Origin of the sequence: Burkholderia sp. WP9 (assembly GCF_900104795.1) — a bacterium.
Taxonomy (GTDB): Bacteria; Pseudomonadota; Gammaproteobacteria; order Burkholderiales; family Burkholderiaceae; genus Paraburkholderia.
In genome coordinates this window covers 2,215,835-2,239,413 of sequence record NZ_FNTG01000001.1, presented here as the reverse complement: position 1 = coordinate 2,239,413, position 23,579 = coordinate 2,215,835, and the positions used below count along the sequence as shown (strand labels likewise).

Here is a 23,579-nt window from a genome sequence, read left to right as displayed (position 1 = left end):
GAACCCATGACCGCAATCCAAAACTTTTTCAAGACCTTCTTCCTCACGGAGCTGCTCAAAGGCCTCGCGCTGACCGGACGTTATACGTTCCAGCGCAAAGTCACCGTGCAATTCCCGGAAGAGAAGACCCCGATCTCGCCGCGTTTTCGCGGCCTGCACGCGCTGCGCCGCTATGAGAACGGCGAAGAACGATGCATCGCCTGCAAGCTGTGTGAAGCGGTGTGCCCGGCGCTCGCGATTACGATCGAGTCGGAAACGCGTGCGGACAACACCCGCCGCACCACGCGTTATGACATCGACCTGACCAAGTGCATCTTCTGCGGTTTCTGCGAAGAGAGCTGCCCGGTCGATTCGATCGTCGAAACGCACATTCTCGAATACCACGGAGAAAAGCGTGGCGACCTGTACTTCACGAAAGACATGCTGCTAGCCGTGGGCGATCGCTATGAAACGGAGATCGCTGCGAACAAGGCAGCCGACGCACCGTATCGTTGAAGCGCTTCAGTTGAAGAAGCAGTAATTGCAGCAATCACGGCCTGTTGTCGGGCCGGGCGCCGCGGCCCGAACGCCGCGGCACGGCGCACCTGTGCGGCTGTTCTGGCGCTATGCCAGTCACACGTGCCAAAGAACAATGCCTGACGATGGCCTAACGATGAACCGGTAATCATGGAATTCACGACCGTACTGTTCTACATCTTCGCGCTGCTCCTGGTGGTTTCAGGGCTGAAGGTGATCACCTCGCGCAACCCGGTGTCGTCCGCACTGTTTCTGGTGCTGGCGTTCTTCAACGCAGCCGCGATCTGGATGCTGCTGGAGGCCGAGTTCCTTGCAATCCTGCTGGTGCTGGTCTACGTCGGCGCGGTGATGGTGCTGTTCCTGTTCGTCGTGATGATGCTGGACATCAATATCGACGTGCTGCGCAAAGACTTCAAACGCTTCGTGCCGATGGCCACCCTGGTGGGCGCGATCATCGTGATCGAAACCGCGCTGATCCTGTGGCACGGCTATGGCGCGACCGCCACGGCGCTGCGCGACACCACGGCCGCCGCTAACGGTATGGGCGACTGGTCGAACACCCGCCTGATCGGCAAGGTCATCTACACGGACTACATCTTCGCGTTCGAAGTGGCCGGTCTGGTGCTGCTGGTGGCGATCATCGCGGCGATTGCGCTGACCACGAGTCACAAGAAAGACAGCAAACGTCAGAACGTCAGCGAACAGGTCAAGGTACGTGCTCAAGACCGCGTGCGTGTCGTGAAGATGAAATCGGAAAAGACCGCGGCTACCGTCGCGGCGGAAGAAGCCGCGGCAGCGGCAGCAGCAGCGGCCGACTCGGCACCAGCCAAGAACAGCTGAGCGGACAGGAGATAGAAATCATGTTGACCCTTGCCCATTACCTTGTCCTCGGCGCGATCCTGTTTGCGATCAGCATCGTCGGCATTTTCCTGAACCGTCGCAACGTCATCATCATCCTGATGGCGATCGAGCTGATGCTGCTCGCGGTGAACACCAATTTCGTCGCGTTCTCGCATTACCTCGGCGACGTGCATGGCCAGATCTTCGTCTTCTTCGTGCTGACGGTTGCTGCAGCCGAAGCGGCAATCGGCCTCGCGATTCTGGTGACCCTGTTCCGTAGCCTCGACACGATCAATGTCGAGGATCTCGATCAGCTCAAAGGTTAATTTCAGGAAAAGCGGTTATGTCCACGATACTCAATGAAAACCTGCTGCTGGCGATCCCGCTGGCACCGCTGGCCGGCTGTCTGGTTGCCGGGCTGTTCGGAAAAGCGGTAGGGCGAGCCGGTGCGCATTCGGTCACGATCCTCGGCGTCGCGATCTCGTTCATCCTGTCGGCTATCGTCTTCTTCCAGGTGCTGAACGGCGCGAGCTTTAACGCGACCATCTACGAATGGATGTCGATCGGCAAGACGAAGTTCGAGATCGGCTTCCTGGTCGACTCGCTGACGGCCATGATGATGTGCGTGGTGACCTTCGTGTCGCTCATGGTGCACATCTACACGATCGGCTACATGGCCGATGAAGACGGCTACCAGCGCTTCTTCTCGTACATCTCGCTGTTCACGTTCTCGATGTTGATGCTCGTGATGAGCAACAACTTCCTGCAACTGTTCTTCGGCTGGGAAGCGGTGGGTCTGGTGTCGTACCTGCTGATCGGTTTCTACTTCACGCGTCCGACGGCGATCTACGCGAACATGAAGGCGTTCATCGTGAACCGCATCGGCGACTTCGGCTTTCTGCTGGGTATCGGCCTGCTGTTCGCGTTCGCCGGTTCGATGAACTACGGCGACGTGTTCGCGAAGCGCACCGAACTCGCGGCATTGACGTTCCCGGGCACGGACTGGGGTCTGCTGACGGTGGCCTGTATTTGCCTCTTCATCGGCGCGATGGGTAAGTCGGCACAGTTCCCGCTGCACGTGTGGCTGCCGGATTCGATGGAAGGCCCGACGCCGATCTCCGCACTGATTCACGCGGCAACCATGGTGACGGCCGGCATTTTCATGGTCACGCGCATGTCGCCGCTGTTCGAACTGTCGGATACGGCGCTCTCGTTCGTCATGATCATCGGTGCGATTACCGCGCTGTTCATGGGCTTCCTCGGGATCATCCAGAACGACATCAAGCGCGTGGTGGCGTATTCCACGCTGTCGCAGCTGGGTTACATGACGGTCGCGCTGGGCGCCTCGGCCTACTCGGTCGCCGTGTTCCACCTGATGACACACGCGTTCTTCAAGGCGCTGCTGTTCCTCGGCGCGGGTTCGGTGATCATCGGCATGCACCACGATCAGGACATCCGCAACATGGGCGGCCTGCGCAAGTACATGCCGATTACGTGGATCACATCGCTGGTCGGTTCGCTGGCGCTGATCGGTACGCCGTTCTTCTCGGGCTTCTACTCGAAAGACTCGATCATCGACGCGGTGAAGCTGTCGCATCTGCCGGGCTCGGGCTTCGCGTACTTCGCCGTGGTGGCGAGCGTGTTCGTCACCGCGCTGTATTCGTTCCGTATGTACTTCTTGGTGTTCCACGGCGAGGAGCGCTTCCGCGGTCCGAAGCATCCGGAATCGCCGATGGGCATCGAAGCCGCGGCGCATACACATGACGGTCACGGCCACGATTCGCACGCTCATGGTCACGACGCGCACGGCCACGGCCACGACGACCATGCTCACGAGCCGCATGAAACGCCGTGGGTGGTATGGCTGCCGCTGGTGCTGCTGGCGATTCCGTCGGTGGTGATCGGCGCGATCGGTATCGGCCCGATGCTGTTCGGCGACTTCTTCCAGCACGGCGTGGCGTTCGACAAGGTGATCTTCATCGGCGAGAACCATCCGGCGCTGCATGAGATGGCCGAAGAATTCCAAGGCTGGGCGTCGATGGGTCTGCACTCGGTCGCGGGCCTGCCGGTCTGGCTGGCGCTGGCGGGTGTGGTGGTCGCGTGGTTCCTGTACCTGGTGCGTCCGGACTTGCCGGCTGTCATCAAGCGCGCGTTCGGTCCGATCTACACGTTGCTCGATAACAAGTACTACATGGACAAGATCAACGATGTCGTGTTTGCGCGGGGCGCCGTGGCAATTGGCCGTGGTCTCTGGAAGGAAGGCGACGTCGTGGTGATCGACGGCATCGTCAACGGCAGCGCACGCTTTATCGGCTGGTTCGCCGGCGTGATCCGCTTCCTCCAATCCGGCTACATCTACCACTACGCGTTCGCCATGATTATCGGCATGTTGGGGCTCCTGACCCTGTTTGTAACGCTCGGCGGCAAATAAGGCGAGGGACACTAATGCACGCTTATCCGATTCTCAGTATCGCGATCTGGTTACCGATCCTCGTCGGCCTTCTGGTTCTGGCTATCGGTTCCGACCGGAACCCGGGTCCCGCTCGCTGGATCGCGCTCATCGGCTCGGTCGTCAGCTTCCTCGTGACGATCCCGCTGATTACCGGTTTTGATTCGAGTACCGCCGATCTGCAGTTCGTCGAAAAGGCGAACTGGATCGAGCGCTTCAACATTACTTACCACCTCGGTGTAGACGGTATCTCGATGTGGTTCGTCGTGTTGACGGCCCTGATTACGGTGATCGTCGTGATCGCCGCGTGGGAAGTGATTACGAAGAACGTGGCGCAGTACCTCGCCGCATTCCTGATCCTGTCGGGCATCATGGTCGGCGTGTTCAGCTCGGCCGACGGCATGCTGTTCTACGTGTTCTTCGAAGCGACGCTGATTCCGATGTACATCATCATCGGCGTGTGGGGTGGGGCGAACCGCGTGTACGCGGCGTTCAAGTTCTTCCTGTACACGCTGATGGGCTCGCTGCTGATGCTGGTCGCGTTGCTGTACCTGTACACCCAGACCGGCACGTTCGACCTCGCCACGTGGCAGCATGCGCAGATCGCCATGACGCCTCAGGTGTTGCTATTCATAGCGTTCTTCATGGCCTTCGCCGTGAAGGTGCCGATGTGGCCGGTTCACACGTGGTTGCCTGACGCCCACGTGGAAGCGCCGACCGGCGGCTCGGTCGTGCTGGCCGCGATCATGCTGAAGCTGGGCGCATACGGTTTCCTGCGCTTCTCGCTGCCGATCACGCCGGACGCCAGCCACTTTCTGGCACCGGTCGTCATCACGCTGTCGCTGATCGCCGTGATCTACATCGGTCTGGTTGCGATGGTGCAGACGGACATGAAGAAGCTGGTCGCGTATTCGTCGATCGCGCACATGGGTTTCGTGACGCTCGGCTTCTTCATCTTCAACCAGCTCGGCGTGGAAGGCGCGATCGTGCAGATGATCTCGCACGGCTTCGTGTCGGGCGCGATGTTCCTGAGCATCGGCGTACTGTATGACCGTATGCATTCGCGTCAGATCGCCGATTACGGCGGTGTCGTCAACGTGATGCCGAAGTTCGCGGCGTTCGCGATGCTGTTCTCCATGGCGAATTGCGGCTTGCCGGGTACTTCCGGTTTCGTCGGCGAATTCATGGTGATTCTGGCGGCTGTCCAGTACAACTTCTGGATCGCCGGCGGCGCGGCAGTCACGCTGATTCTCGGCGCGGCCTACACGCTGTGGATGTACAAGCGCGTGTACTTCGGCGCGATCGCCAACGATCACGTGAAGGGCCTGCTCGACATCAACCGTCGCGAATTTTTCATGCTGGCAGTGCTCGCCGCACTGACGCTGTTCATGGGCCTGTATCCGAAGCCCTTTACCGATGTGATGCACGTATCCGTGGAAAACCTCCTCTCCCACGTTGCGCAATCAAAGCTGCCGTTGCCTCAGTAACGCAGAGCGGAGGAATTAAAGACCATGCAAAACGCCCCTATGACTGCTCTGTTGCCTGACGCGCTGGTGATGCTCGCCGTTGTCGTCGCGTGGCTCAACGACACGTTCGTCGGCCAGGCCGGTCGCCGTACCACGTACTTCATCGCGTTCTTCTCGACGCTCGTCGCCGGCATCTGGTTCGCGATGAACGCGTTCGACCCGCAAGTGCGCTATTACTTCGGCCATATGTACGTGGTGGACTCGTTCGCCAACGTGATGAAAGCGGTGGTGACGCTCGGCTATGCCGTGTCGATCGTCTATTCGCGCCGCTACCTCGAGGATCGCGGTCTGTTCCGCGGCGAATTCTTCCTGCTGGGCATGTTCTCGTTGCTCGGCCAGCTCGTCATGATCTCCGGCAACAACTTCCTGACGCTGTATCTCGGGCTGGAACTGATGTCGCTGTCGCTGTACGGCGCGATCGCGCTGCGTCGTGACGCGGCACCGTCGAACGAGGCGGCCATGAAGTACTACGTGCTCGGCGCGCTGGCTTCCGGCTTCCTGCTGTACGGCATCTCCATGCTGTATGGCGCGACCGGTTCGCTCGACCTGAACGAAGTGTTCAAGGCGATCGGCACGAGCCACTACGATCCGAGCGTGCTGCTGTTCGGCGTGATCTTCATCGTGGCGGGCGTGGCGTTCAAGATGGGCGCGGTGCCGTTCCACATGTGGGTGCCCGACGTGTATCAGGGCGCACCGACGGCGATGACGCTGATGGTCGGCGGCGGTCCGAAGGTTGCCGCGTTCGCATGGGGTTTGCGTTTCCTCGTGATGGGTCTGTTGCCGCTGGCAGTCGAATGGCAGCAAATGCTGGTGATTCTCGCGGCGCTGTCGCTGATCGTCGGCAATATCACCGGTATCGTGCAACGCAACGTGAAGCGGATGCTCGCGTACTCGGCGATCTCGAACATGGGCTTCGTGCTGCTGGGCCTCTTGGCAGGCGTGGTCGACAACAAGACCTCGGGCGCCGCCAACGCGTACGGCTCGGCCATGTACTACAGCATCGTCTACCTGATCACGACGATGGGTACGTTCGGCGTCATCATGCTGCTGGCTCGCCGCGATTTCGAAGCGGACACGCTTGAAGACTTCAAGGGCCTGAATCAGCGTAGCCCGGTGTTCGCGTTCGTGATGATGGTCATGATGTTCTCGCTCGCCGGCATTCCGCCCGCAGTCGGCTTCTACGCGAAGCTCGCGGTGCTGCAGGCGACCATGAACGCCGGCCTGACCTGGCTGACGGTGCTAGCCGTGATCACCTCGCTGTTCGGCGCGTTCTACTACCTGCGTATCGTCAAGCTGATGTATTTCGACGATCCGCAAGACAAGTCGCCGATTCTCGCCGACACCAGCACGCGTGCGTTGCTGGCACTGAATGGCGTGGCCGTACTGGTGCTCGGTATCGTGCCGGATCCGTTGTTGAAGGCCTGCCTGCAGGCTATCCAGCACACTCTGCTGCTCTGATGTCGGCTGCGGGTTGGTTTATCGTGCTGTTGGCGCTGGTCGGCGCCAACCTGCCGTTCCTGAATCAGCGCCTCTTCGCCGCCGTGCCGCTGAAGGCGGCGAAGAAGAGCGGCTGGATCCGGATTGCCGAATTGATCGTGCTGTACTTTGTGGTTGGCGCGCTCGGTTTTCTGCTGGAAGCGCGCGCGGGCAACCGCTTCGAACAGGGATGGCAGTTTTACGCGATCACATTCGCGCTATTCGTGGTGTTCGCATTCCCCGGCTTCACCTTCCAGTATCTCGTCAAACGCCGCTGACGGCGTCTCGCCGTCGGCGCACCCAGTTGTCCTGAGGTCCGCATATGGCTGAACTTCCCGATCACGACGCCGCGCTCACCGAGACCTGTCTCGAGAGCAAAACGATGCATCAGGGTCCGTTTCTGACGCTCAAGTGCGACACCGTTCGCCTGCCGGACGGCAAGCACGCTACGCGCGAATACGTTCAGCACCCGGGTGCCGTGATGGTCATTCCATTATTCGACGACGGCCGCGTGTTGCTGGAAAGCCAGTATCGCTATCCGATGGGCAAGGTCATGGTCGAGTATCCGGCGGGTAAGCTCGACCCCAACGAGGGCGCGCTCGCGTGTGCCATTCGTGAACTGCGCGAAGAGACGGGTTACATCGCGCGTGAATACGTCTATCTGACGCGCATTCACCCGATCATTTCCTATTCGACCGAATTCATCGACATCTACCTCGCGCGTGGTTTGACTGCGGGTGAGCGCAAGCTCGACGAAGGCGAATTTCTCGAACTGTTCACGGCAAGTGTGGCCGAGGTGTCCGAGTGGGTACGCACCGGCAAGATCACTGACGTCAAGACGGTGATCGGCACGTTCTGGCTGGAGAAGGTCTTGTCGGGCGCGTGGCCGCTGGCGGAACCGCAATAGCGTCGCCAGTTCGGCGTGCGCGCCGATCGTCCGGTCGCTGCAAACGCCGAGGGCCGTTGGACGAGCCGGCATCGAGGGCTGCGGTCCACGGCGCCAACCCAACTGCGACGCAAATCGCGACGAGTGACGCCAGGCCCTACCCACCCGCTTTCGCGCGTGGGCAGCGCCGTGCGACCTATGTCGCGGACCATTCCATATAGGGTGTCGCCGCAAGGGGCAGCGCGTCAGCCTGCCCACTATTGCATTGTCGATCCGCACTGGACGTTACGAAGGAGCGGAAGGCGCCACGCTACGGCAGCCTGCCGCGCGCAAATCCACCACAATCCGCTTCCACGCGTTGTCCACGTTAGCCGGCACGGTTGGGGAACTCGACGCCGCCACTGAGTCGACCACGTCGCGAATGAACACGTGATGAACATAATCCGCGCTACAGGAGGTCGGAATGGCGCTTCCATTGTGCCTTGCGGTAACAGGCCGGCCGAGGCGGCTCCCGTTGCCGAGGTCCGCCGGCATCGCAAGCGCGGCGGTGAGCGTAAGCAACGCCACGCCGATCAGCACGACAGTGCGCCGCGACGCGAACCACGGCGCGATCCACTTGAGCGCGGCATCCACGCCCGACACCGACGGATGCGCGGCGGTTGCTGATGGCAGCGAGCCGCTTTCGACTTCGCCGATGTCGGCGGGCGTAGGCGGCACAGTCCGGCAGAATCTATATCCGATACAAGGTATGTAGAGCAGTTGCTGGTCGAGTCCGAGCGGCTGCAACGAACGCCGCAAGCGCGACACCAGGCGCGTCAGGCGATTGACGTCGACGTCTTCTTCATCACCCCAGATCCGTGAGATCAACTCGTGACGCTTGAGCGTGACATCGGGCTGGTCGACGAACGCCTGTAGCAAGGCGCGTTCGAAACCAGTTAGATGAACGGTCGCGCCAGCATGAGTGACTAGTCCCTCATCGGTGTGAATCGCGGGCAGGCCGATCGATTCGGACGATGCCCGCCGATACGAAACGTTGTCGCGCAACCGCGCAAGCCAGTTGCGAAGGCCGGCGCGGCGCGGTGGCGGTTCATCTGTGGAGAGAGCGTCAAGCGATGTCGGCGCGTCATCCGGCGAGGCTTCTTCGGTATGGAACCGAAGTCCTTCCGGGTCGAACCGATAGCCCGCACGCGGCATCGTCACGATATGACCGCCGAGACCGAGCGGCCTCAACGACTTGCGCAACCGGTAGACCAGTTGCGTCAGATAGAGCTCGTCCATATGGATCGCACGCTCGCCCCACACGACGCCCATCAATGCTTCACGGTCGCACACTTGTCCTGCGCTCTCCACCATCAGGCGGAGCACTTCCTTTTCCTGTCCCGCGACGCGCACGGCGATATGGCCGACGGATACACGGTCATGCCGCCAGTCGAAACGAACGGTGCAACTGTTTTTACTCACGAATTACTCCAGCGCCTTTAATACGCATAACGTAGCATCGGTAAATGGTCGCAGCCAATGGAGGAACCCGGACGGGTACGCGGTGTAACGGACATATCCTCGAGCCAGATGGGAGTATCGCGCCTTCCATGTGGCAGACAGCAGGACCTAAGCCGGCAAGGCAGGCGAGGCGCGAATGTTCGCCATCTTCTATGGCGGACGCAGACCGGAGGAAAAAGAATCACGTCGCGGCAGCAGTTAGCTTTCCTATCTGCCGCGACTTTTTCCAACCTCACGGATACCGATCATGAACGCATCAATGACTCGCGGCACGAGCGTCGTCTTTTTACAGCGGGCGCTTGCGCAGGAAAATCCACGCCTGGAAGTGGACGGTTTGCCGGGCCCCGATACGCAAAGCGCGCTACGGCGATTTCAGCAGCGACGTGGCTTGCCGGACACAGGCGTCGTATGCGAGCAGACTCGCGCACTGCTCACGCAAACGGCGCGCGATGCGGGATTGCTGTTCGAAGCCGACGTGGCCGAGGCCAGCGACGCGCTAGGTGTCGCACCAGCGCGGCTTCTTGCACTGGTCGAGGTCGAGAGCGCGGGCTTTGGCTTTCTGCCGGACGGCCGCGCGAAGATCCTGTTCGAACGCCATGTGATGTATCGGCGGCTGGTTGCCGCGGCGCTGCCCGCGCAACGATGGCGCAGCGAATTTCCCGAGATCGTCAATACGACACCCGGCGGTTATCTGGGTGGCGTGCAGGAATACGAACGTTTCGATGCGGCCAGCGGGCTCGATCGTGATTGCGCGATCGAAGCCTGCAGCTGGGGGTTATTCCAGATCATGGGTCTTCATTGGCTGTATCTGGATTATGCCAGCGCAGCCGACTTTGCCGCGTCGATGACGATCGATGAGCGAAGCCAGCTGGACGCATTCGTTCGTTTCGTCGGGCGCGACGCCGCCATGCTGCGCGCGCTGCAACAGGGTAGATGGGACGACTTTGCGCGACGCTACAACGGTCCGGCTTATCACACGCATGCGTACGACACGCGACTTGCGTCAGCGGTCGCGCATTTCGACGCCGTGACGTGTGGAGGATCGGCATAGGTGAAATGACTCAGCCAATCGCCTACGTCGCCGGCTGGCGGACCGCGAACTTTCGATGGATTTTCCATGTTGTTCGTCGATGAGGCACCCGAACATGAACAGGTCGATCAGGTAACGCCACGGTGCGTAGCCTTCGACATCCACTTTTCATGAACGAGGTTCTTATGACGCAAACGAACAATCCCACGTCTGCAAACGGCTCCGTCCAGCAAGGACGTCAGAACAGCAAGCTGGTGTACAACGGCGATCCGGGCGACAAGTCCGGCGCCAAGGGTGCGACGGAAAAGAAGTATCAGATGAACGGCTACAAGCCGGCGACCGAAGTCGAGAAGTTCAGCTACACGTCCGGCCGCGTGGCGAAGCGGGTGTACAACGGCTACAAGCCGAATGACTCGAAGGTGTTCGGCTACTACACGGACTGGTCGCAATACGACGGACGCTACGACGGCTCGTTCGCCGACGATCAGTGTGGCCGCGGCATCGACCTGATGCTGCTCGACGCGAATGCGTACGACAAGCTCGTGCTCGGCTTTGCCGGCATTATCGGCGACAACGGCGAGAAGCAGTACACCATCAACCGGGCCGCGCAGGATTTCGGCCGCAAGAAAGACGAGGCGACATTCGTCGATGCATGGGGCGATGTCGCTTCGTATCGCAACTGTGGCTTCCCGGGCTGGGTGAGCAACGACTATCAGGCGCTGTTCCGTCAGGAAACCGCGCAAGGCGTGTTGGGCGGCCTGCGTAAGCTGAAGGCAAAGAATCCTGATCTGGTGCTGTCGTTCAGTATCGGCGGCTGGACGATGAGCGAGGCGTTTCACTGGGTGGTCGCCGATCCGGCGCGGCGCAAGACACTGATCAACAGCATCCTCGATCTGTTCAAGCGCTTCCCGATGTTCGCGGCGATCGATCTCGACTGGGAGTATCCGGCAGCAGAGGGTAACGACGGCAATACCTATTCCGATAGCGACACGCCGAACTTCCAGGCATTGGTGCGCGAACTCAGGCAGGCGTTCGACGGCGCCGGGCGCAAGGATGTGATGATCAGCATCGCCGCATCCGCCGCCTTGTCGAAGATGAAGAAGGCCGGCCTGAAGGGCATGATCGACGCCGGCGTGCACGGCATCAACCTGATGACCTACGATTTCTTCGGCACGCCGTGGGCGCCGAAGCTTGCGCATCATACGAACCTGCATCCGAGCCATCCGGGTGACCCGAACGAATTCAGCATTGATGCGGCGATCGACTATCTGGAGCAGATCGGCGTGCCGTTGAGCCGTGTGGCAATCGGCTATGCCGGGTATAGCCGCAGCGCGCGCAATGCGAACATCACGAGCCTGTCGCCGCTCGAAGGTAGCTACAACGCGGGCACGGGTACGACCACGGGCAGCTTCGAATCGGGCACGACCGAATGGTACGACCTGATTTATAACTACCTCGATCTGGAAAACCAGCGGGGCATCAACGGCTACGACGTCTATACCGACGAAGTTGCCGACGCCGACTACCTGTACAGCAAAGACTCGAAACTCTTCATTTCGGTCGATACGCCGCGCACGGTGAAGGCCAAGGGCGAATACGTCCGCAAGCGCGGTCTTGCGGGCCTGTTCACCTGGACCATCGAAATGGATGGCGGCGTGCTCGTCAATGCCGCGCGCGAAGGGCTCGGCAACGAGATCACGAAGCAGACGATCGACATGTCGCCGTTCTACTTCAAAGGCATCAACGTGAAGGGCGGCAACCGGCCGCCGGTGGCCGCGATCGACGGTCCGCTGGAAGCTTTCGCAGGGGACCCGGTTCACTTCAGCGGCAAGCGCTCGAACGATCCGGATGGCGATGCGCTGACCTACCGGTGGTCGGCGCCTGGACTGCCGTTCGACGGCGCGACCACTGTCGAGGTCGACGGCGTCGTACCGGCGGCAGGCGCCACGAGCTACGCGGTGAAGCTGACGGTCGACGACGGCCATGGCAACACGAACACCGCGCAGGTCACACTGACCGTGAAATCGAAGTCCGGTCAGCCGCCGGTGGCCCGAATGACGGTGCAACTCGCGTCGGGGACGGCGTTCCAGCTGTCGGGTACCGCGTCGTTCGATCCGGATGGCGATCCGCTCACCTACGTGTGGCAGGCGCCGCAGTTGCCGTTCGACGGCTCGCGCAAGGCGGTCGTGAGTGGGGTCGTGCCGAGCGTCGACAAGACGACCGACTACTTGATCCAACTGTCCGTGAGCGATGGCACGTCAACGTCAAGCGAGGCGATCTATCTGGAAGCCACGCCGGCGTCCGGTGGCTCCGTGCAGGCAGTGATCACTGGTAAGACGAAGGTGGAGAGCGGCGCGCCGCTGTCGCTTTCGGCTGCGGATTCGACCGGCCCGGCGCCGCTCGTCTACAAGTGGAGCGCACCGGGGCTTTCGTTCGACGGCTCCAACCAGGCGAGCGTGACCGTGACCGCGCCGACGCTCACCACGACCACCGAGTATCCGGTGCGACTGACGGTGACCGGGCACGGCGGCGATGGCGCGCAATCGATCGCGTCGGTCAACGTGACGGTCGTCGCGGGCCAGAGCACCGGCACGTGGAAGCCGCAGGATTATCCGGGCGGTTCGGTGGTGACGCACGACTATCACGGTCAGGGGCTGCGCAAATACTGTTCGTCGTGGTGGGCAAACCGCTCCGACGAGCCGGGCGATCCCAATTGCACGAGCCAGAAGCAGTACGACGGCAAGGTCTGGCAGGACCTCGGCAGCGCGTGATCACCGTTTGCGGCTGATCCCGCACTGATCACGAAGTGCGGCGGCGCTCCAGTGGGCGCCGCCGCACGCAACCCGGTCGACTTCTGGACCTCTGGCGTTGGATACCCTCATGGCTACTTATCCTGTTGCTTGTCTCGCCGCTCCGGTATTGATTGGAAGCTTGAAGGGCGGTGTCGCCTTCGTCGCGTCGCACATGCTCAACGACTTCGAACGGGTATTGGGCGTTGCCTGCGGAGCGCTCCTGTATCTGACGCGTTCGCATGAGACCACGACGTGGCGCAAGGCGATCTATTTCGTCGTGTCGCTCCTGGGCGGCAATTTTCTCGCGCGACGGATCGTCTTCAACTGGCCGCAGGTCGAACCGTGGCTAGCCGGGTTCATTGCGAGCGCGGCGCTCGTGACGTTCACGATTCTCGCGCTCGACTGGAGTGAGCGCCACGTCGAGCCGACTCTGGACCGTTTGTACGCGTGGGTCGTCAAACGGCTTCTCAAAGGATGACTCGGCTTGCACGAAGGGCACGAAAAAGGCGGGCAGCGATAGCCCGCCTTCTTATGACTTCCGGCAGTCTCGCTACACGGCATTTATCCCTCTAGTATGGACCTTCGATAAAAGCATTGAGCGTCTCATTTAATTTGGACACCGAAGCTTGTGAGAAATGTTCGATTCAGGGTGGATCAAGGCAAGTTGTCGCTTGACAACCCGACTCCCACTCATTAAATTGGAGAGCGTAGATGGTTCGAGGAACCCACTCTAAGAAAGAGGTTGAGGCAGCATTGGCGTATGCCGAAAAAAACGGTTGGCGTGTTCAGGGCGGTGGCAAACGGCGGTTGTCAACGTACTTGTCGCGTCACTTCATGCGGACTGCTTTAGTTCTTCCGGCTGCATGCGCTCCGGATTGAGCCAGACTTCATCCTTCAATTTCCAGTTGCGCGTCGATCGGGACCAACGCCGTGGATTGCGCTGCCTGGCCTGTGCATAAACGGCCTCACGTTGCGCAAGCACTGCAGTCGCCACGCCGTTATGGCGCTGCACCGGCGTGACGAATTTCAGGCCGCTGTGTTTGTGCTCATGGTTGTACCAGCGCACAAACTGCTGCGTCCAGGCCCGTGCCTCATCCACGTTGCCGAACGGCTTGCGTGGGTAGTCGGGCCGGTACTTGCAGGTCCGGAACAGCGACTCCGCGTACGGGTTGTCGTTACTCACACGCGGCCGGCTAAACGAGGCCACGACCCCCAGGTTTTCCAGGGTGGCGAGCATCGTCGCACCCTTCATCGGGCTGCCGTTATCCGAGTGCAGCACCAGAGGACGTCCTGCCAGGCCCTCGGCCAGACTGGCACGCCGCATCAGCAACGCGGCCAGTTCCGCCGATTCGGCTTCATGCACTTCGTGAGCAACAATCTTGCGGCTGAACACGTCCAGCATCATGTACCAGTAGTAGTACTGGCCCTTGACCGCCGCCGGCATCCACGTGATGTCCCACGACCAGACCTGGTTCGGCGCCGTCGCACAATGACTGGTAACCACCCGGGCCGAGGGCTTGCGCGCACGACCCCGGTGGTGCTGCTGCGAAGCGCTGCGCAGCACGCGGTAAAAGCTCGATTCCGACGCGACATACACGCCGCGATCCGCCAGACTCGGCACGATCTGGCTGGGTGGCAGGCTGGCAAACTCCGCACAGTTTGCGACCTCCAGAATCTGCTGCCGTTCGGCCTCACTCAGTTTGTTTCGCGGCGGCGGCCGCCCGGTCATCGTGCGGCCATCGGCGAGCACCGCGTCGCCGTTACCCACCCAGCGCTGGAACGTGCGCAGGCTCAGGCCCAGCTCGTTGCAGGCCTGCTCCAGCCGGCAGCCTGACTGCGCCGCCTCGCGTATCAACGATACACATAACAGGCGATCCGGGACGTTGATCAATCGTCCTCTTTGTCTCCCCAGATCGCCTGGGCTTTTTTTCTCAGAATCAGCAGCGCAGCCGCTTCCGCCAGCGCCTTCTCCTTGCGCTGCAATTCCTTCTCGAGCTGCTGGATGCGCTTTTTGTCGTCCTTCGACTGCTGGCGCTGCTCGCGTGCCTGCTCCGTGGCATTCGCATTGGCCGAACGGCAAGCGGCCCGCCAGGCGGCTATCTGTTCTGGATAAAGACCCTTCCGGCGGCAATACTCGGCCAGCTCCGCTGCATTGAGCGGCGCGCTCTCCAGCACTACTGCAAACTTGTCCTCCGAAGACCATCCTTCGGGATTCTTCCCATCGCCAGGCACGACCAACCCTTGTCCTTTCGCCTGTCGGCGCCACGTGTACAACGTCTGTTCGGTAATTCCCGTTTCCCTGGCCAGCGCCGACACCAGCGCGTTTTCCGGCGGCATCATGCGCCGCACCAGCGCTTCTTTTCTTTCTGCTGAGTAGGCTTTCATTCACCCTGATTTTACCGCCCCCGGACCATGTCTATAGGAATCAGATAACACGACAAGTAGTCTGACGCCGGGGGCAAAGGCCACGCGTGGGGAAAAATGTATTGTCCCGACAACGACGCGGACTGTCGGTGCGGTGAGTTCTGTATATCGAGCATCTGGAGCACGCCCAAGTGCCCCGGCAACCATGCCAGACATCTGCGGAGAATCGTCGACAACTGCACGGCTCGCCGGTAGCGAAAGCGCGCTGTTGGCGAAAGCCTTGGACCGAATAAAGGCAGGAGTAAATCATGGAATATGTGTTCACGTTGAAGTACCGCCTCGCAGCGGAAGACTGCGATCTTGGCGCGATCGTCGAGCGGCTGGGCGAAGCAGGATGCGATGACGCCACCGTTGGCATCGGGCAACCAGGCCGCCTCGCGCTGTTTTTCACTCGCGAAGGCACGTCTGCATTCGCTGCGCTGGTCAGCGCGCTTCAAGACGTCAAACGGGCGGTGCCGTCCGCACGGCTGGTCGAGGCAGGCCCCGATTTCGTCGGCCTCACCGACGTGGCCGAAGTCGCAGGCGTGTCGAGGCAAAACATGCGCAAGCTGATGCTCAATCACGCAATCGACTTTCCGGCGGCGGTCCACGAGGGCAGCGCGTCGGTGTGGCATCTGTCGGACATCCTTGATTGGCTCATTGCGCGCGGCGGTTATGAAATCAAGGCAGACGTGTTCGACGTCGCAAAATCGGCCAAGCAGATCAACCTCGCCAAAGAAGCACGCGAGATCGAGCCGCGTCTTAACCGTCAACTCGAGTGTCTGGTGGCATAGAAGCAGGCACGGCCAGCGTGCGAATTCGCGCGGCCATGTAGTCGGCATGCACATTGGCCTTTCGGGCCACCTTCGGCAGGCCTTGGCGCAAAGCGTTAAAATCGCCCACCACGTCCGATTTGTCAGCAGCGTCAGACGTCGGCGTGTTGTCCGTAAAAATTTACGAACGACCGTTCACAAATTTACGTTTTGCGCTAAACTGGCACGCAAGCCCTGATTCCACATGAAGGTCCTCGATTTACAGTGTCCGCATGGCCATCGGTTCGAAGGCTGGTTCGCTTCGGCTGATGACTTCGAATCGCAGCAGTCCCGCAAGCTCGTTGAATGTCCGATCTGCGGTGCGAACGAGGTGAGCCGTTTACCGTCGGCGCCGCGCCTGAACCTGTCGGGTGCGACAGAGGCGAAAGCGCAAGCGGGTGCAGGCGACATGCAGGGGCGCGTGATGCGCGCCTTACGCGAGGTACTGGAGAAGACCGAGAACGTGGGCGACCGCTTCGCCGAGGAAGCACGGCGCATTCACTACAATGAAGCGCCCGCACGCAATATTCGCGGTGTCACGACACCGGAAGACGCGAAAGCCTTGGTCGAGGAAGGCATCGAAGTGATGCCGCTGCCGGTCCCGGCTGCCTTGAAGGAACCGCTGCAATAGCGCAGTGGCTCGCTGGCGGCGGGTGGTAGCGGCCAGGAGACACTACGCATGAATCTGGACTATTCCCCCGCTGAAAGCGCGTTCCGCGCCGATATCCGCGCCTGGCTCGAGGCGAACCTGCCTCGCGATCTGAGCGACAAAGTACTCAATCACAAGCGGCTCTCCCGCGACGACTTCGCAGACTGGCATAAGCTGCTCGGCACGCGCGGCTGGTCGGCGATCGCATGGCCGCAAGAATACGGTGGCCCGGGCTGGGATGCGACCCAGCGGCACATCTGGGACGAAGAGTGCGCGCGTATCGGCGCGCCGTCCGTGCTGCCTTTCGGCGTCTCCATGGTGGCGCCCGTGTTGATGAAATACGGCAACGAGGCACAGAAGCGTCACTATTTGCCACGCATTCTCGACGGTACGGACTGGTGGTGCCAAGGCTACTCAGAGCCCGGCTCGGGTTCGGATCTGGCCTCGCTGCGCACGCGCGCCGAGCGCGCCGGCGACCATTACGTGGTCAACGGTCAGAAAACGTGGACCACGCTCGGTCAGTACGCCGACATGATGTTCTGCCTTGTACGCACGGACAGCGGCGCCAAAAAGCAGGAGGGCATTTCGTTCCTGCTGATTGACATGAAAACGCCGGGCATCACCGTGCGGCCGATCATTACGCTCGACGAAGACCACGAAGTCAACGAAGTGTTTTTCGAAGACGTGAAGGTGCCGGTCGAAAACCTGGTGGGTGAAGAGAATCGCGGCTGGACTTACGCGAAATATCTGCTCGGCCACGAGCGTACCGGTATCGCGCGGGTCGGCCAGTCGAAGCGCGAACTCGTTTTCCTGAAACGCCTTGCACGGAATCAGAAGAAGAACGGCAAACCGCTGCTGCAGGATCCGGTCTTCGGCGCAAAAGTCGCGAGCCTCGAGATCGAGTTGATGGCGCTCGAAGTCACGGTGCAGCGCGTGGTCGCCAATGAAACGGGCGGGCGCGGGCCGGGGCCGGAAGCGTCGATGCTGAAGATCAAGGACACTGAAGTTCAGCAGGCGCTGACCGAACTGATGTTCGAAGCGATCGGGCCGCTCGCCGCGCCGTTCGACGTGCCATTCCTCGAAGGCGAACGCGCACATAGCGTGGCCGGCGACGACGATGCCGCGCCGCTGGCCGCGTACTACTTCAACTTCCGCAAGACGTCGATCTACGGCGGCTCGAACGAAATTCAAAAGAACATCATCGCGCAGATGATTCTCGGACTTTGAGGAGCGGCGCATGGACTTCACATTCAACGACGAACAACAGCAATTCGCCGACGCGTTGCGCCGCTATCTGGACAAGAGCTACGGGTTCGAAGCGCGCCAGGCGATCGTGCGATCGGAAACCGGCGTGTCAGACGTGCATTGGGCCGCGTTTGCCGAGTTGGGCCTGACGGCACTGCCGGTGCCGGAAGCGCAAGGCGGTTTCAACGGCGGCCCGATCGATATGCTGGTGGTCATGCAGGAACTCGGCCGCGCGCTGGTCGTCGAGCCTTATTGGGCGACCGCGGTCGGCGTCGAGGCAGTGCGCCTTGCGGGTAGTGAAGAGGGCGAAGACGCGTCGTTACTCGAACGTGCGGCCCACGGCGAGATCAAACTGGCGGTGGCATTTCACGAACCGCACGCACGCTACGATCTTTTTTCGATCGAGACGACCGCAAGCGGGCAGGGCGGGCAGCAGACCTTGACCGGCACGAAGTCGGTTGTGCTGCACGGCGCGCAAGCGGATCACTGGATCGTGCCGGCCCGTCTGAACGGCGAGATTGCACTCTTCGTCGTGGCACGCAATGCAGGCGGCGTCAAAGTTACGGACTACCGCACGATCGACGGTCAACGTGCCGCCACACTCGAATTCAACAGCACGCCGGCGCGCCAATTGGCAGGCAACCACGCCGGCGCGGCTGCGCTCGAACATATTGCGGACTACGGCACGGTGCTGTTGTGCGCCGAGGCGATCGGCGCGCTAGACGCCTTGAATCTCGCCACCGTCGACTACACGAAAACGCGCCAGCAGTTCGGCCAGCCGATCGCGCGTTTTCAGGCCTTGCAGCATCGTATGGTCGAGATGCTGATTCACGCCGAGCAGGCGCGTTCGGTCACGTACCTGGCTGCCATGCGCTACACGAGCACGGATGCCGACGAACGTCGCCGCGCGGTTTCCGCTGCGAAGGCACGGGTGGGTCAGGCCGCGCGCTTTGTCGGTCAGCAGGCGGTTCAGTTGCATGGCGGCATGGGCGTGACGAACGAAGTGGCCGCGGCGCATCTGTTCAAACGACTTGCTATTATCGAAACCACATTGGGCGACGTCGATCACCATCTCGCGCGGTTCGCCGCGCTGCCCGGCTTCGTCACGGCAGAAGCCTGATCCGCCGCTCGAATCGAATAAAAGGAGGTGTGACGATGGGTTTGAGTTACGAGGACTTGATAGTCGGCACGAGCATCGAAATCGGCAAGCACACGTTCACGCATGACGAGATCGTCGAGTTTGCGCAGAAGTTCGATCCGCAGCCGTTCCACGTGGATGAAGTCGCGGCCGCCGAATCGCCGTTCCGCGGATTGGTCGCGAGTGGCTGGCATACCTGCTCCGTCATGATGGGCATGCTGGTGCGCAATGCGTTCGCGGGTTCCACGTCGATGGGCTCGCCGGGTATCGACGAAATCCGCTGGTTGAAGCCGGTGCGGGTCGGCGACACGATCACCATGATGAACGCCGTGCTCGACAAGCGTATCTCGGAGAGCAAGCCGGATCGCGGCATCGTATCGACGCAGTGGGAAGGCATCAATCAGCATGGCGAAACGGTCATCACGGTGCGCTCGAAGGGATTGTTCGGGCTGCGCAATCCCGGTGCCGCTTCATGATGGGCAGCGCGGTACCTGCCGCAACGTTCGGCAGCGCCGCCGCCTTGCGCGCGTTGGTGGGCGCCGAGCCGCTCGTTAGCGAATGGCTGGAGGTGGATCAGGCGAGCGTCGATCGGTTTGCCGAAGCGACCGGCGATCATCAGTGGATTCATGTCGACCCGGAACGGGCGCGGCGCGAGTCACCGTTCGGCGGTCCGGTAGCGCACGGTTTTCTGACGCTTTCGTTGATCCCGGCATTGCTCAGTGAGACGGTGGTGCTCGAGCAGCGCATGGGCGTCAATTACGGGTTGAACCGCGTGCGTTTTACATCCCCGGTGCCGGTCGGCTCGCGGTTGCGCGCGAAGTTCGCGGTCGAATCCGTAGCCGAAGTGGATAACAACGGCGTGCAAGTGATATGGAATGTGACGCTTGAGCGGCAGGGCAGTGAGCGGCCGGTATGCGTCGCCGAGTTCATCACGCGGCATTATTTCTAGCGTTTCGACGCATGCTTGTTAAAAAGCGCGAGCGACAGTGATGCCGGCTCGCGCTTTTTGCTAATGCATATTCAGACGCCGCGGCGCAATCAAGGTTTCGCGAAGTGCGCCGCGTCGAATGTCTGGCCGATCTCAAACTCGCGTAATCGGGGTCTCCACGCGAGCTGCCGCGCCCGCATCCATGTAACGGGCGAGTTCGAGTTTGGCGATCGCGTTGCGATGAACTTCGTCGGGACCGTCGGCGAAACGCAGTGTTCGCGCAGACGCATAGGCATACGCGAGCGGGAAGTCGTCGCAGACACCACCGCCACCGTGCGCCTGAATCGCCCAGTCGATCACCTGACACGCCATGTTCGGCGCGACGACCTTGATCATCGCGATCTCGCCGCGTGCGCCCTTGTTGCCGACGGTGTCCATCATGTAGGCCGTTTTCAGCGTGAGCAGACGCGCCTGTTCGATCATGCAGCGGGCTTCCGCGATACGCTCCTGCGTGACGCCTTGCGCGGCAACCGGCTTGCCGAACGCGACACGTTGCAGCGAGCGTTTCGACATTAATTCGAGGGCGCGTTCAGCGAGACCGATCAGACGCATGCAGTGATGAATGCGTCCCGGTCCGAGTCGGCCTTGCGCGATCTCGAAGCCACGTCCTTCACCGAGCAGCATGTTGGTGGCGGGTACGCGCACATTCTCGAGCGTGATTTCCATGTGACCGTGCGGCGCGTCGTCGTAGCCGAACACGGTGAGCGGACGGTGCACGGTGATGCCGGTGGCGTCGGCGGGAACCAGAATCATCGACTGCTGCTGATGGCGCGGCGCATCAGGATCTGTCTTGCCCATCACGATATAGATCTTGCAGCGCGGATCACCCGCGCCCGACGACCACCATTTGTGGCCGTTGATCACGTAGTAGTCGCCGTCTCGCACGATGCTGGTCTGGATATTGGTCGCATCCGACGACGCCACTTCAGGTTCGGTCATCAGAAACGCCGAGCGGATCTGGCCTTGCAGCAGCGGTTCGAGCCATTCGCGCTTGTTGTCGTCGCTGCCGTAGCGCTCGATCGTTTCCATGTTGCCGGTGTCGGGCGCGTTGCAGTTGAACACTTCGGGCGCCCAAGGTACGCGGCCCATGATTTCGCATAGCGGCGCGTATTCGAGGTTCGTCAAGCCGGCGCCGCGCACGGATTCAGGCAGAAACAGATTCCACAAGCCGGCGTCGCGCGCCTTCTGCTTGAGTTGTTCGATCAGTTCGGTGGGTAGCCACGCGTTGCCGTTCTGGCGATTGCGCGCAATCTCAGCGTAGAACGCCTGCTCGTTCGGATAGATATGCTCGTCGAAGAATGCGAGCAGTTTCTCGCGCAATGCCTGAACCTTCGGGGTGTAATCGAAATTCATGTAAGACCTCGCGGATAACGGGTAACGGACGACGTTTGTTCGGAGCGCAACCAGATGCGTGACTCGGTCGCACGACTCAATGCGTTTTGGCGTGCCACCCAGCGTACGACCCAGCGTACGACTTCGGTCAGCGCACTTTCTGCGCGTAGCGCCAGGCGAGTTCGGCCATCGGCTTCGCACGGCGGCCGGCATCGAGCGCCTGAGCGCTGGCCGCGGTGCCGTCGACGACGCGTTTCATGATCCCTTGCAGGATCGCGGCGATGCGAAACATGTTGTACGCCAGGTAGAAATTCCAGTCGCCGTGAATCTCGAAGCCGGTGCGCTGGCAATAGCGCGCGACGTACTGGCTTTCGTCGGGAATGCCCAAGGCGGCCCAATCGAGTCCCGCGATCCCCCGGAACTGCGCCGGGTCGACGTGCCACGCCATGCAGTGATAGGCGAAGTCGGCGAGCGGATCGCCGAGCGTCGACAACTCCCAGTCGAGCACGGCGAGCACGCGCGGTTCTGAGGGATGAAAGATCAGATTGTCGAGCCGGTAGTCGCCATGCACGATCGAAGCGCGCTCGCCCGTTTCGGCCGGCATATGTTGCGGAAGCCATTCGATCAGGCGCTGCATGGCGTCGATCGGTTCGGTCTCGGAGGCGATGTACTGTTTGCTCCAGCGACCAATCTGACGCGCGAAGTAATTGCCCGGCTTGCCATAATCGGCGAGACCCACCGCCGCGACGTCGACGCTGTGCAGCGCCGCGATCACGCGGTTCATTTCGTCGTAAACGGCGGCGCGTTCGGCGGGCGTCATACTGGGCAACGACTGGTCCCACAGCACGCGGCCTTCAACGAACTCCATCACATAGAACGCGCGGCCGATCACGCTTTCGTCTTCGCACAAGGCGAGCATTTTCGCGACCGGCACATCGGTATCGGTGAGCGCATGCATGACGCGATATTCACGTTCGACGGCGTGCGCGGACGGTAGCAGCTTCGCCGCCGGCCCGGGTTTGGCGCGCATCACATACGAGCGTGACGGCGTGAGCAGCTTGAAGGTCGGATTGGACTGCCCGCCGGCGAATTGCTCCAGCGTGAGCGGTCCGGAAAATCCGTCGACATGCTGGGTCAGCCACGCGGCGAGCGCGTCGCTGTCGAAGCGTTGCCGCTCGCTGACCGGGCGCGTGCCCTCGAAGTCCGAATAATCCGGCTGGTGTTCTGGTTCGCCGGTCTGTGTGGCTTGCACCATCTGTCTCCTCCAGTTCGGGTTCAGCTACGCTTGTATTGAATGAATTGCGCGTAGAGCATTTCCATCGTGGTATTGCGGACACCGCGATGAAGCGGCGAGGGCGGTGAAAAGTTGATCGTGCGCAGCACCCAGTCGCGTGGCGCGGCGCCTACGTCGAGCGCGTTGATGCAGCCGGTGGCTTGCGCCAGATGCCCGAAGAACGTACGGCCACCGGCCGTGATCGCATGCGACAGGATGGCGCGATTCACGCCGCCGTGCAGAACGAGCAGCACGGTGTCCCACGATGTGTCCTCGCGCAACGCAGCGAGCGCGGGCAGCACGCGATCGAATAACTCGCCAATGGTCTCGCCGTCGAGAAAGCGCGTGCTTTCCGGTACGATGCCGTCGAACACGCCGAGAAACGCGGCCTCCATATCGTGCAGCGGAATATTGCCGAGCTTGCCGCCGCGAATCTCTTCCCAGGCGGGCTCGATTTCCAGTTCGATCTGCTGGCCGGTTTCGGCAAGCACGCGCCTTGCGGTTTCGATCGTGCGCGGCAAACCGCTGACGATTACCCGGTCGAAAGTGATCTGTTGCGCGGCGAACTCGCGGCCCGCCGCGCTGGCCTGCTCGCGGCCGTTCTCGTTCAGGGGCACGGTCTCGGGATCGATCGCGCGGCCGGAGTCGTCGAAATAGGTGACGTCGCCGTGACGCATCAAAAAGATGCGGCGGCGTTTGGGCAGTTGATAGTCAGACATGGTCC

Annotated in this window: 22 protein-coding genes; 17 read left to right on the top strand and 5 right to left on the bottom strand. The window is 61.3% G+C overall.

Annotated elements, in window-relative coordinates; translation table 11 throughout:
- The first annotated feature begins 6 nt into the window (after nt 1-6).
- From nuoI to BLW71_RS09920, 8 genes are all read left to right on the top strand, one after another.
- Complete coding sequence (gene nuoI, locus BLW71_RS09955; protein ID WP_007175608.1) at nt 7-495, top strand: NADH-quinone oxidoreductase subunit NuoI; 489 nt, start codon at nt 7-9, stop codon at nt 493-495.
- Between the two features lie 171 nt (nt 496-666).
- Nucleotides 667-1,356: an NADH-quinone oxidoreductase subunit J gene (locus BLW71_RS09950; protein WP_091795805.1), complete on the top strand. Its 690-nt coding sequence runs from the start codon at nt 667-669 to the stop codon at nt 1,354-1,356.
- A 20-nt stretch (nt 1,357-1,376) separates the two neighbouring features.
- Nucleotides 1,377-1,682 carry an NADH-quinone oxidoreductase subunit NuoK gene (nuoK, locus tag BLW71_RS09945; RefSeq protein ID WP_006052894.1) on the top strand — a complete coding sequence of 102 codons (306 nt, stop codon included), beginning with the start codon at nt 1,377-1,379 and terminating at the stop codon, nt 1,680-1,682.
- 17 nt (nt 1,683-1,699) lie between these two features.
- Complete coding sequence (gene nuoL / locus BLW71_RS09940) at nt 1,700-3,787, top strand: NADH-quinone oxidoreductase subunit L (protein ID WP_091795801.1); 2,088 nt, start codon at nt 1,700-1,702, stop codon at nt 3,785-3,787.
- A 14-nt stretch (nt 3,788-3,801) separates the two neighbouring features.
- The gene (locus BLW71_RS09935; protein ID WP_091795798.1) at nt 3,802-5,292 is read left to right on the top strand and encodes an NADH-quinone oxidoreductase subunit M; all 1,491 of its coding nucleotides are present in this window, start codon (nt 3,802-3,804) and stop codon (nt 5,290-5,292) included.
- Nucleotides 5,293-5,316: 24 nt separating this feature from the next.
- A complete protein-coding gene (gene nuoN, locus BLW71_RS09930; protein WP_091795795.1) occupies nt 5,317-6,789 on the top strand; it encodes an NADH-quinone oxidoreductase subunit NuoN in 1,473 nt (490 codons plus the stop codon).
- Nucleotides 6,789-7,085, top strand: a complete 297-nt coding sequence (locus BLW71_RS09925; RefSeq protein ID WP_091795792.1) for a DUF2818 family protein — start codon at nt 6,789-6,791, stop codon at nt 7,083-7,085. Before nuoN ends, BLW71_RS09925 begins: the two co-directional genes overlap by 1 nt.
- A 44-nt stretch (nt 7,086-7,129) precedes the next feature.
- The gene (locus tag BLW71_RS09920; protein WP_091795788.1) at nt 7,130-7,714 is read left to right on the top strand and encodes an NUDIX domain-containing protein; all 585 of its coding nucleotides are present in this window, start codon (nt 7,130-7,132) and stop codon (nt 7,712-7,714) included.
- A 264-nt stretch (nt 7,715-7,978) separates the two neighbouring features.
- Here the strand turns inward: BLW71_RS09920 and BLW71_RS09915 are convergent, their stop codons facing one another.
- A complete protein-coding gene (locus BLW71_RS09915) occupies nt 7,979-9,154 on the bottom strand; it encodes a winged helix-turn-helix domain-containing protein (protein WP_091795785.1) in 1,176 nt (391 codons plus the stop codon).
- Nucleotides 9,155-9,440: 286 nt separating this feature from the next.
- Between BLW71_RS09915 and BLW71_RS09910 the strand changes: the two genes are divergently transcribed.
- The 3 genes from BLW71_RS09910 (at nt 9,441) to BLW71_RS09900 (ending at nt 13,493) form a co-directional block, all read left to right on the top strand.
- Complete coding sequence (locus BLW71_RS09910) at nt 9,441-10,244, top strand: N-acetylmuramidase domain-containing protein (RefSeq protein ID WP_091795782.1); 804 nt, start codon at nt 9,441-9,443, stop codon at nt 10,242-10,244.
- A gap of 149 nt (nt 10,245-10,393) precedes the next feature.
- Nucleotides 10,394-12,994, top strand: coding sequence for a glycoside hydrolase family 18 protein (locus BLW71_RS09905; RefSeq protein WP_286161969.1), 2,601 nt, complete (start codon nt 10,394-10,396; stop codon nt 12,992-12,994).
- Nucleotides 12,995-13,103: 109 nt separating this feature from the next.
- On the top strand, nt 13,104-13,493 hold the full coding sequence (locus BLW71_RS09900; RefSeq protein ID WP_091795775.1) for a putative holin: 390 nt from the start codon (nt 13,104-13,106) through the stop codon (nt 13,491-13,493).
- 354 nt (nt 13,494-13,847) lie between these two features.
- Here BLW71_RS09900 and BLW71_RS09895 read toward each other — a convergent pair.
- Nucleotides 13,848-15,400 (bottom strand): IS3 family transposase gene (locus BLW71_RS09895; protein ID WP_286161968.1). Its coding sequence is split into 2 segments (ribosomal slippage): nt 13,848-14,938 and nt 14,938-15,400, totalling 1,554 coding nucleotides; the frame shifts between segments, so codons are not numbered across the junction.
- A gap of 287 nt (nt 15,401-15,687) precedes the next feature.
- Between BLW71_RS09895 and BLW71_RS09890 the strand changes: the two genes are divergently transcribed.
- The 6 genes from BLW71_RS09890 (at nt 15,688) to BLW71_RS09865 (ending at nt 20,211) form a co-directional block, all read left to right on the top strand.
- Nucleotides 15,688-16,212, top strand: a complete 525-nt coding sequence (locus BLW71_RS09890) for a helix-turn-helix transcriptional regulator (RefSeq protein ID WP_091795772.1) — start codon at nt 15,688-15,690, stop codon at nt 16,210-16,212.
- A 223-nt stretch (nt 16,213-16,435) separates the two neighbouring features.
- On the top strand, nt 16,436-16,861 hold the full coding sequence (locus BLW71_RS09885; protein ID WP_091795769.1) for a DUF1178 family protein: 426 nt from the start codon (nt 16,436-16,438) through the stop codon (nt 16,859-16,861).
- Nucleotides 16,862-16,909: 48 nt separating this feature from the next.
- Complete coding sequence (locus tag BLW71_RS09880) at nt 16,910-18,106, top strand: acyl-CoA dehydrogenase family protein (RefSeq protein ID WP_091795767.1); 1,197 nt, start codon at nt 16,910-16,912, stop codon at nt 18,104-18,106.
- A gap of 10 nt (nt 18,107-18,116) precedes the next feature.
- Entirely contained in the window at nt 18,117-19,244 is a 1,128-nt protein-coding gene (locus tag BLW71_RS09875; protein ID WP_091795764.1) for an acyl-CoA dehydrogenase family protein, read from the top strand.
- Nucleotides 19,245-19,279: 35 nt separating this feature from the next.
- Nucleotides 19,280-19,738: a MaoC family dehydratase gene (locus tag BLW71_RS09870; RefSeq protein WP_091795761.1), complete on the top strand. Its 459-nt coding sequence runs from the start codon at nt 19,280-19,282 to the stop codon at nt 19,736-19,738.
- Nucleotides 19,735-20,211 carry a MaoC family dehydratase gene (locus BLW71_RS09865; RefSeq protein WP_091795757.1) on the top strand — a complete coding sequence of 159 codons (477 nt, stop codon included), beginning with the start codon at nt 19,735-19,737 and terminating at the stop codon, nt 20,209-20,211. Before BLW71_RS09870 ends, BLW71_RS09865 begins: the two co-directional genes overlap by 4 nt.
- 132 nt (nt 20,212-20,343) lie before the next feature.
- Here the strand turns inward: BLW71_RS09865 and BLW71_RS09860 are convergent, their stop codons facing one another.
- The 3 genes from BLW71_RS09860 to BLW71_RS09850 form a co-directional block, all read right to left on the bottom strand.
- Nucleotides 20,344-21,603 (bottom strand): acyl-CoA dehydrogenase family protein, encoded by a 1,260-nt coding sequence (locus tag BLW71_RS09860; RefSeq protein ID WP_091795754.1) that lies wholly within the window; start codon nt 21,601-21,603, stop codon nt 20,344-20,346.
- A gap of 127 nt (nt 21,604-21,730) precedes the next feature.
- The gene (locus BLW71_RS09855; RefSeq protein ID WP_091795751.1) at nt 21,731-22,837 is read right to left on the bottom strand and encodes a phosphotransferase; all 1,107 of its coding nucleotides are present in this window, start codon (nt 22,835-22,837) and stop codon (nt 21,731-21,733) included.
- Nucleotides 22,838-22,857: 20 nt separating this feature from the next.
- A complete protein-coding gene (locus tag BLW71_RS09850) occupies nt 22,858-23,574 on the bottom strand; it encodes a histidine phosphatase family protein (RefSeq protein ID WP_091795748.1) in 717 nt (238 codons plus the stop codon).
- Nucleotides 23,575-23,579 lie beyond the last annotated feature (5 nt).

What these genes read in the sequence shown, in the direction of transcription:
- BLW71_RS09860 (WP_091795754.1), bottom strand. Translation starts at nt 21,603, where the DNA reads ATGAATTTCGATTACACCCCGAAGGTTCAGGCATTGCGCGAGAAACTG.
- BLW71_RS09865 (WP_091795757.1), top strand. Translation starts at nt 19,735, where the DNA reads ATGATGGGCAGCGCGGTACCTGCCGCAACGTTCGGCAGCGCCGCCGCC.
- BLW71_RS09875 (WP_091795764.1), top strand. Translation starts at nt 18,117, where the DNA reads ATGGACTTCACATTCAACGACGAACAACAGCAATTCGCCGACGCGTTG.
- BLW71_RS09925 (WP_091795792.1), top strand. Translation starts at nt 6,789, where the DNA reads ATGTCGGCTGCGGGTTGGTTTATCGTGCTGTTGGCGCTGGTCGGCGCC.
- BLW71_RS09870 (WP_091795761.1), top strand. Translation starts at nt 19,280, where the DNA reads ATGGGTTTGAGTTACGAGGACTTGATAGTCGGCACGAGCATCGAAATC.
- BLW71_RS09855 (WP_091795751.1), bottom strand. Translation starts at nt 22,837, where the DNA reads ATGGTGCAAGCCACACAGACCGGCGAACCAGAACACCAGCCGGATTAT.
- BLW71_RS09880 (WP_091795767.1), top strand. Translation starts at nt 16,910, where the DNA reads ATGAATCTGGACTATTCCCCCGCTGAAAGCGCGTTCCGCGCCGATATC.
- nuoK (WP_006052894.1), top strand. Translation starts at nt 1,377, where the DNA reads ATGTTGACCCTTGCCCATTACCTTGTCCTCGGCGCGATCCTGTTTGCG.
- BLW71_RS09950 (WP_091795805.1), top strand. Translation starts at nt 667, where the DNA reads ATGGAATTCACGACCGTACTGTTCTACATCTTCGCGCTGCTCCTGGTG.
- BLW71_RS09890 (WP_091795772.1), top strand. Translation starts at nt 15,688, where the DNA reads ATGGAATATGTGTTCACGTTGAAGTACCGCCTCGCAGCGGAAGACTGC.
- BLW71_RS09850 (WP_091795748.1), bottom strand. Translation starts at nt 23,574, where the DNA reads ATGTCTGACTATCAACTGCCCAAACGCCGCCGCATCTTTTTGATGCGT.
- BLW71_RS09910 (WP_091795782.1), top strand. Translation starts at nt 9,441, where the DNA reads ATGAACGCATCAATGACTCGCGGCACGAGCGTCGTCTTTTTACAGCGG.
- nuoN (WP_091795795.1), top strand. Translation starts at nt 5,317, where the DNA reads ATGCAAAACGCCCCTATGACTGCTCTGTTGCCTGACGCGCTGGTGATG.
- BLW71_RS09920 (WP_091795788.1), top strand. Translation starts at nt 7,130, where the DNA reads ATGGCTGAACTTCCCGATCACGACGCCGCGCTCACCGAGACCTGTCTC.
- BLW71_RS09905 (WP_286161969.1), top strand. Translation starts at nt 10,394, where the DNA reads ATGAACGAGGTTCTTATGACGCAAACGAACAATCCCACGTCTGCAAAC.
- nuoI (WP_007175608.1), top strand. Translation starts at nt 7, where the DNA reads ATGACCGCAATCCAAAACTTTTTCAAGACCTTCTTCCTCACGGAGCTG.
- nuoL (WP_091795801.1), top strand. Translation starts at nt 1,700, where the DNA reads ATGTCCACGATACTCAATGAAAACCTGCTGCTGGCGATCCCGCTGGCA.
- BLW71_RS09885 (WP_091795769.1), top strand. Translation starts at nt 16,436, where the DNA reads ATGAAGGTCCTCGATTTACAGTGTCCGCATGGCCATCGGTTCGAAGGC.
- BLW71_RS09935 (WP_091795798.1), top strand. Translation starts at nt 3,802, where the DNA reads ATGCACGCTTATCCGATTCTCAGTATCGCGATCTGGTTACCGATCCTC.
- BLW71_RS09900 (WP_091795775.1), top strand. Translation starts at nt 13,104, where the DNA reads ATGGCTACTTATCCTGTTGCTTGTCTCGCCGCTCCGGTATTGATTGGA.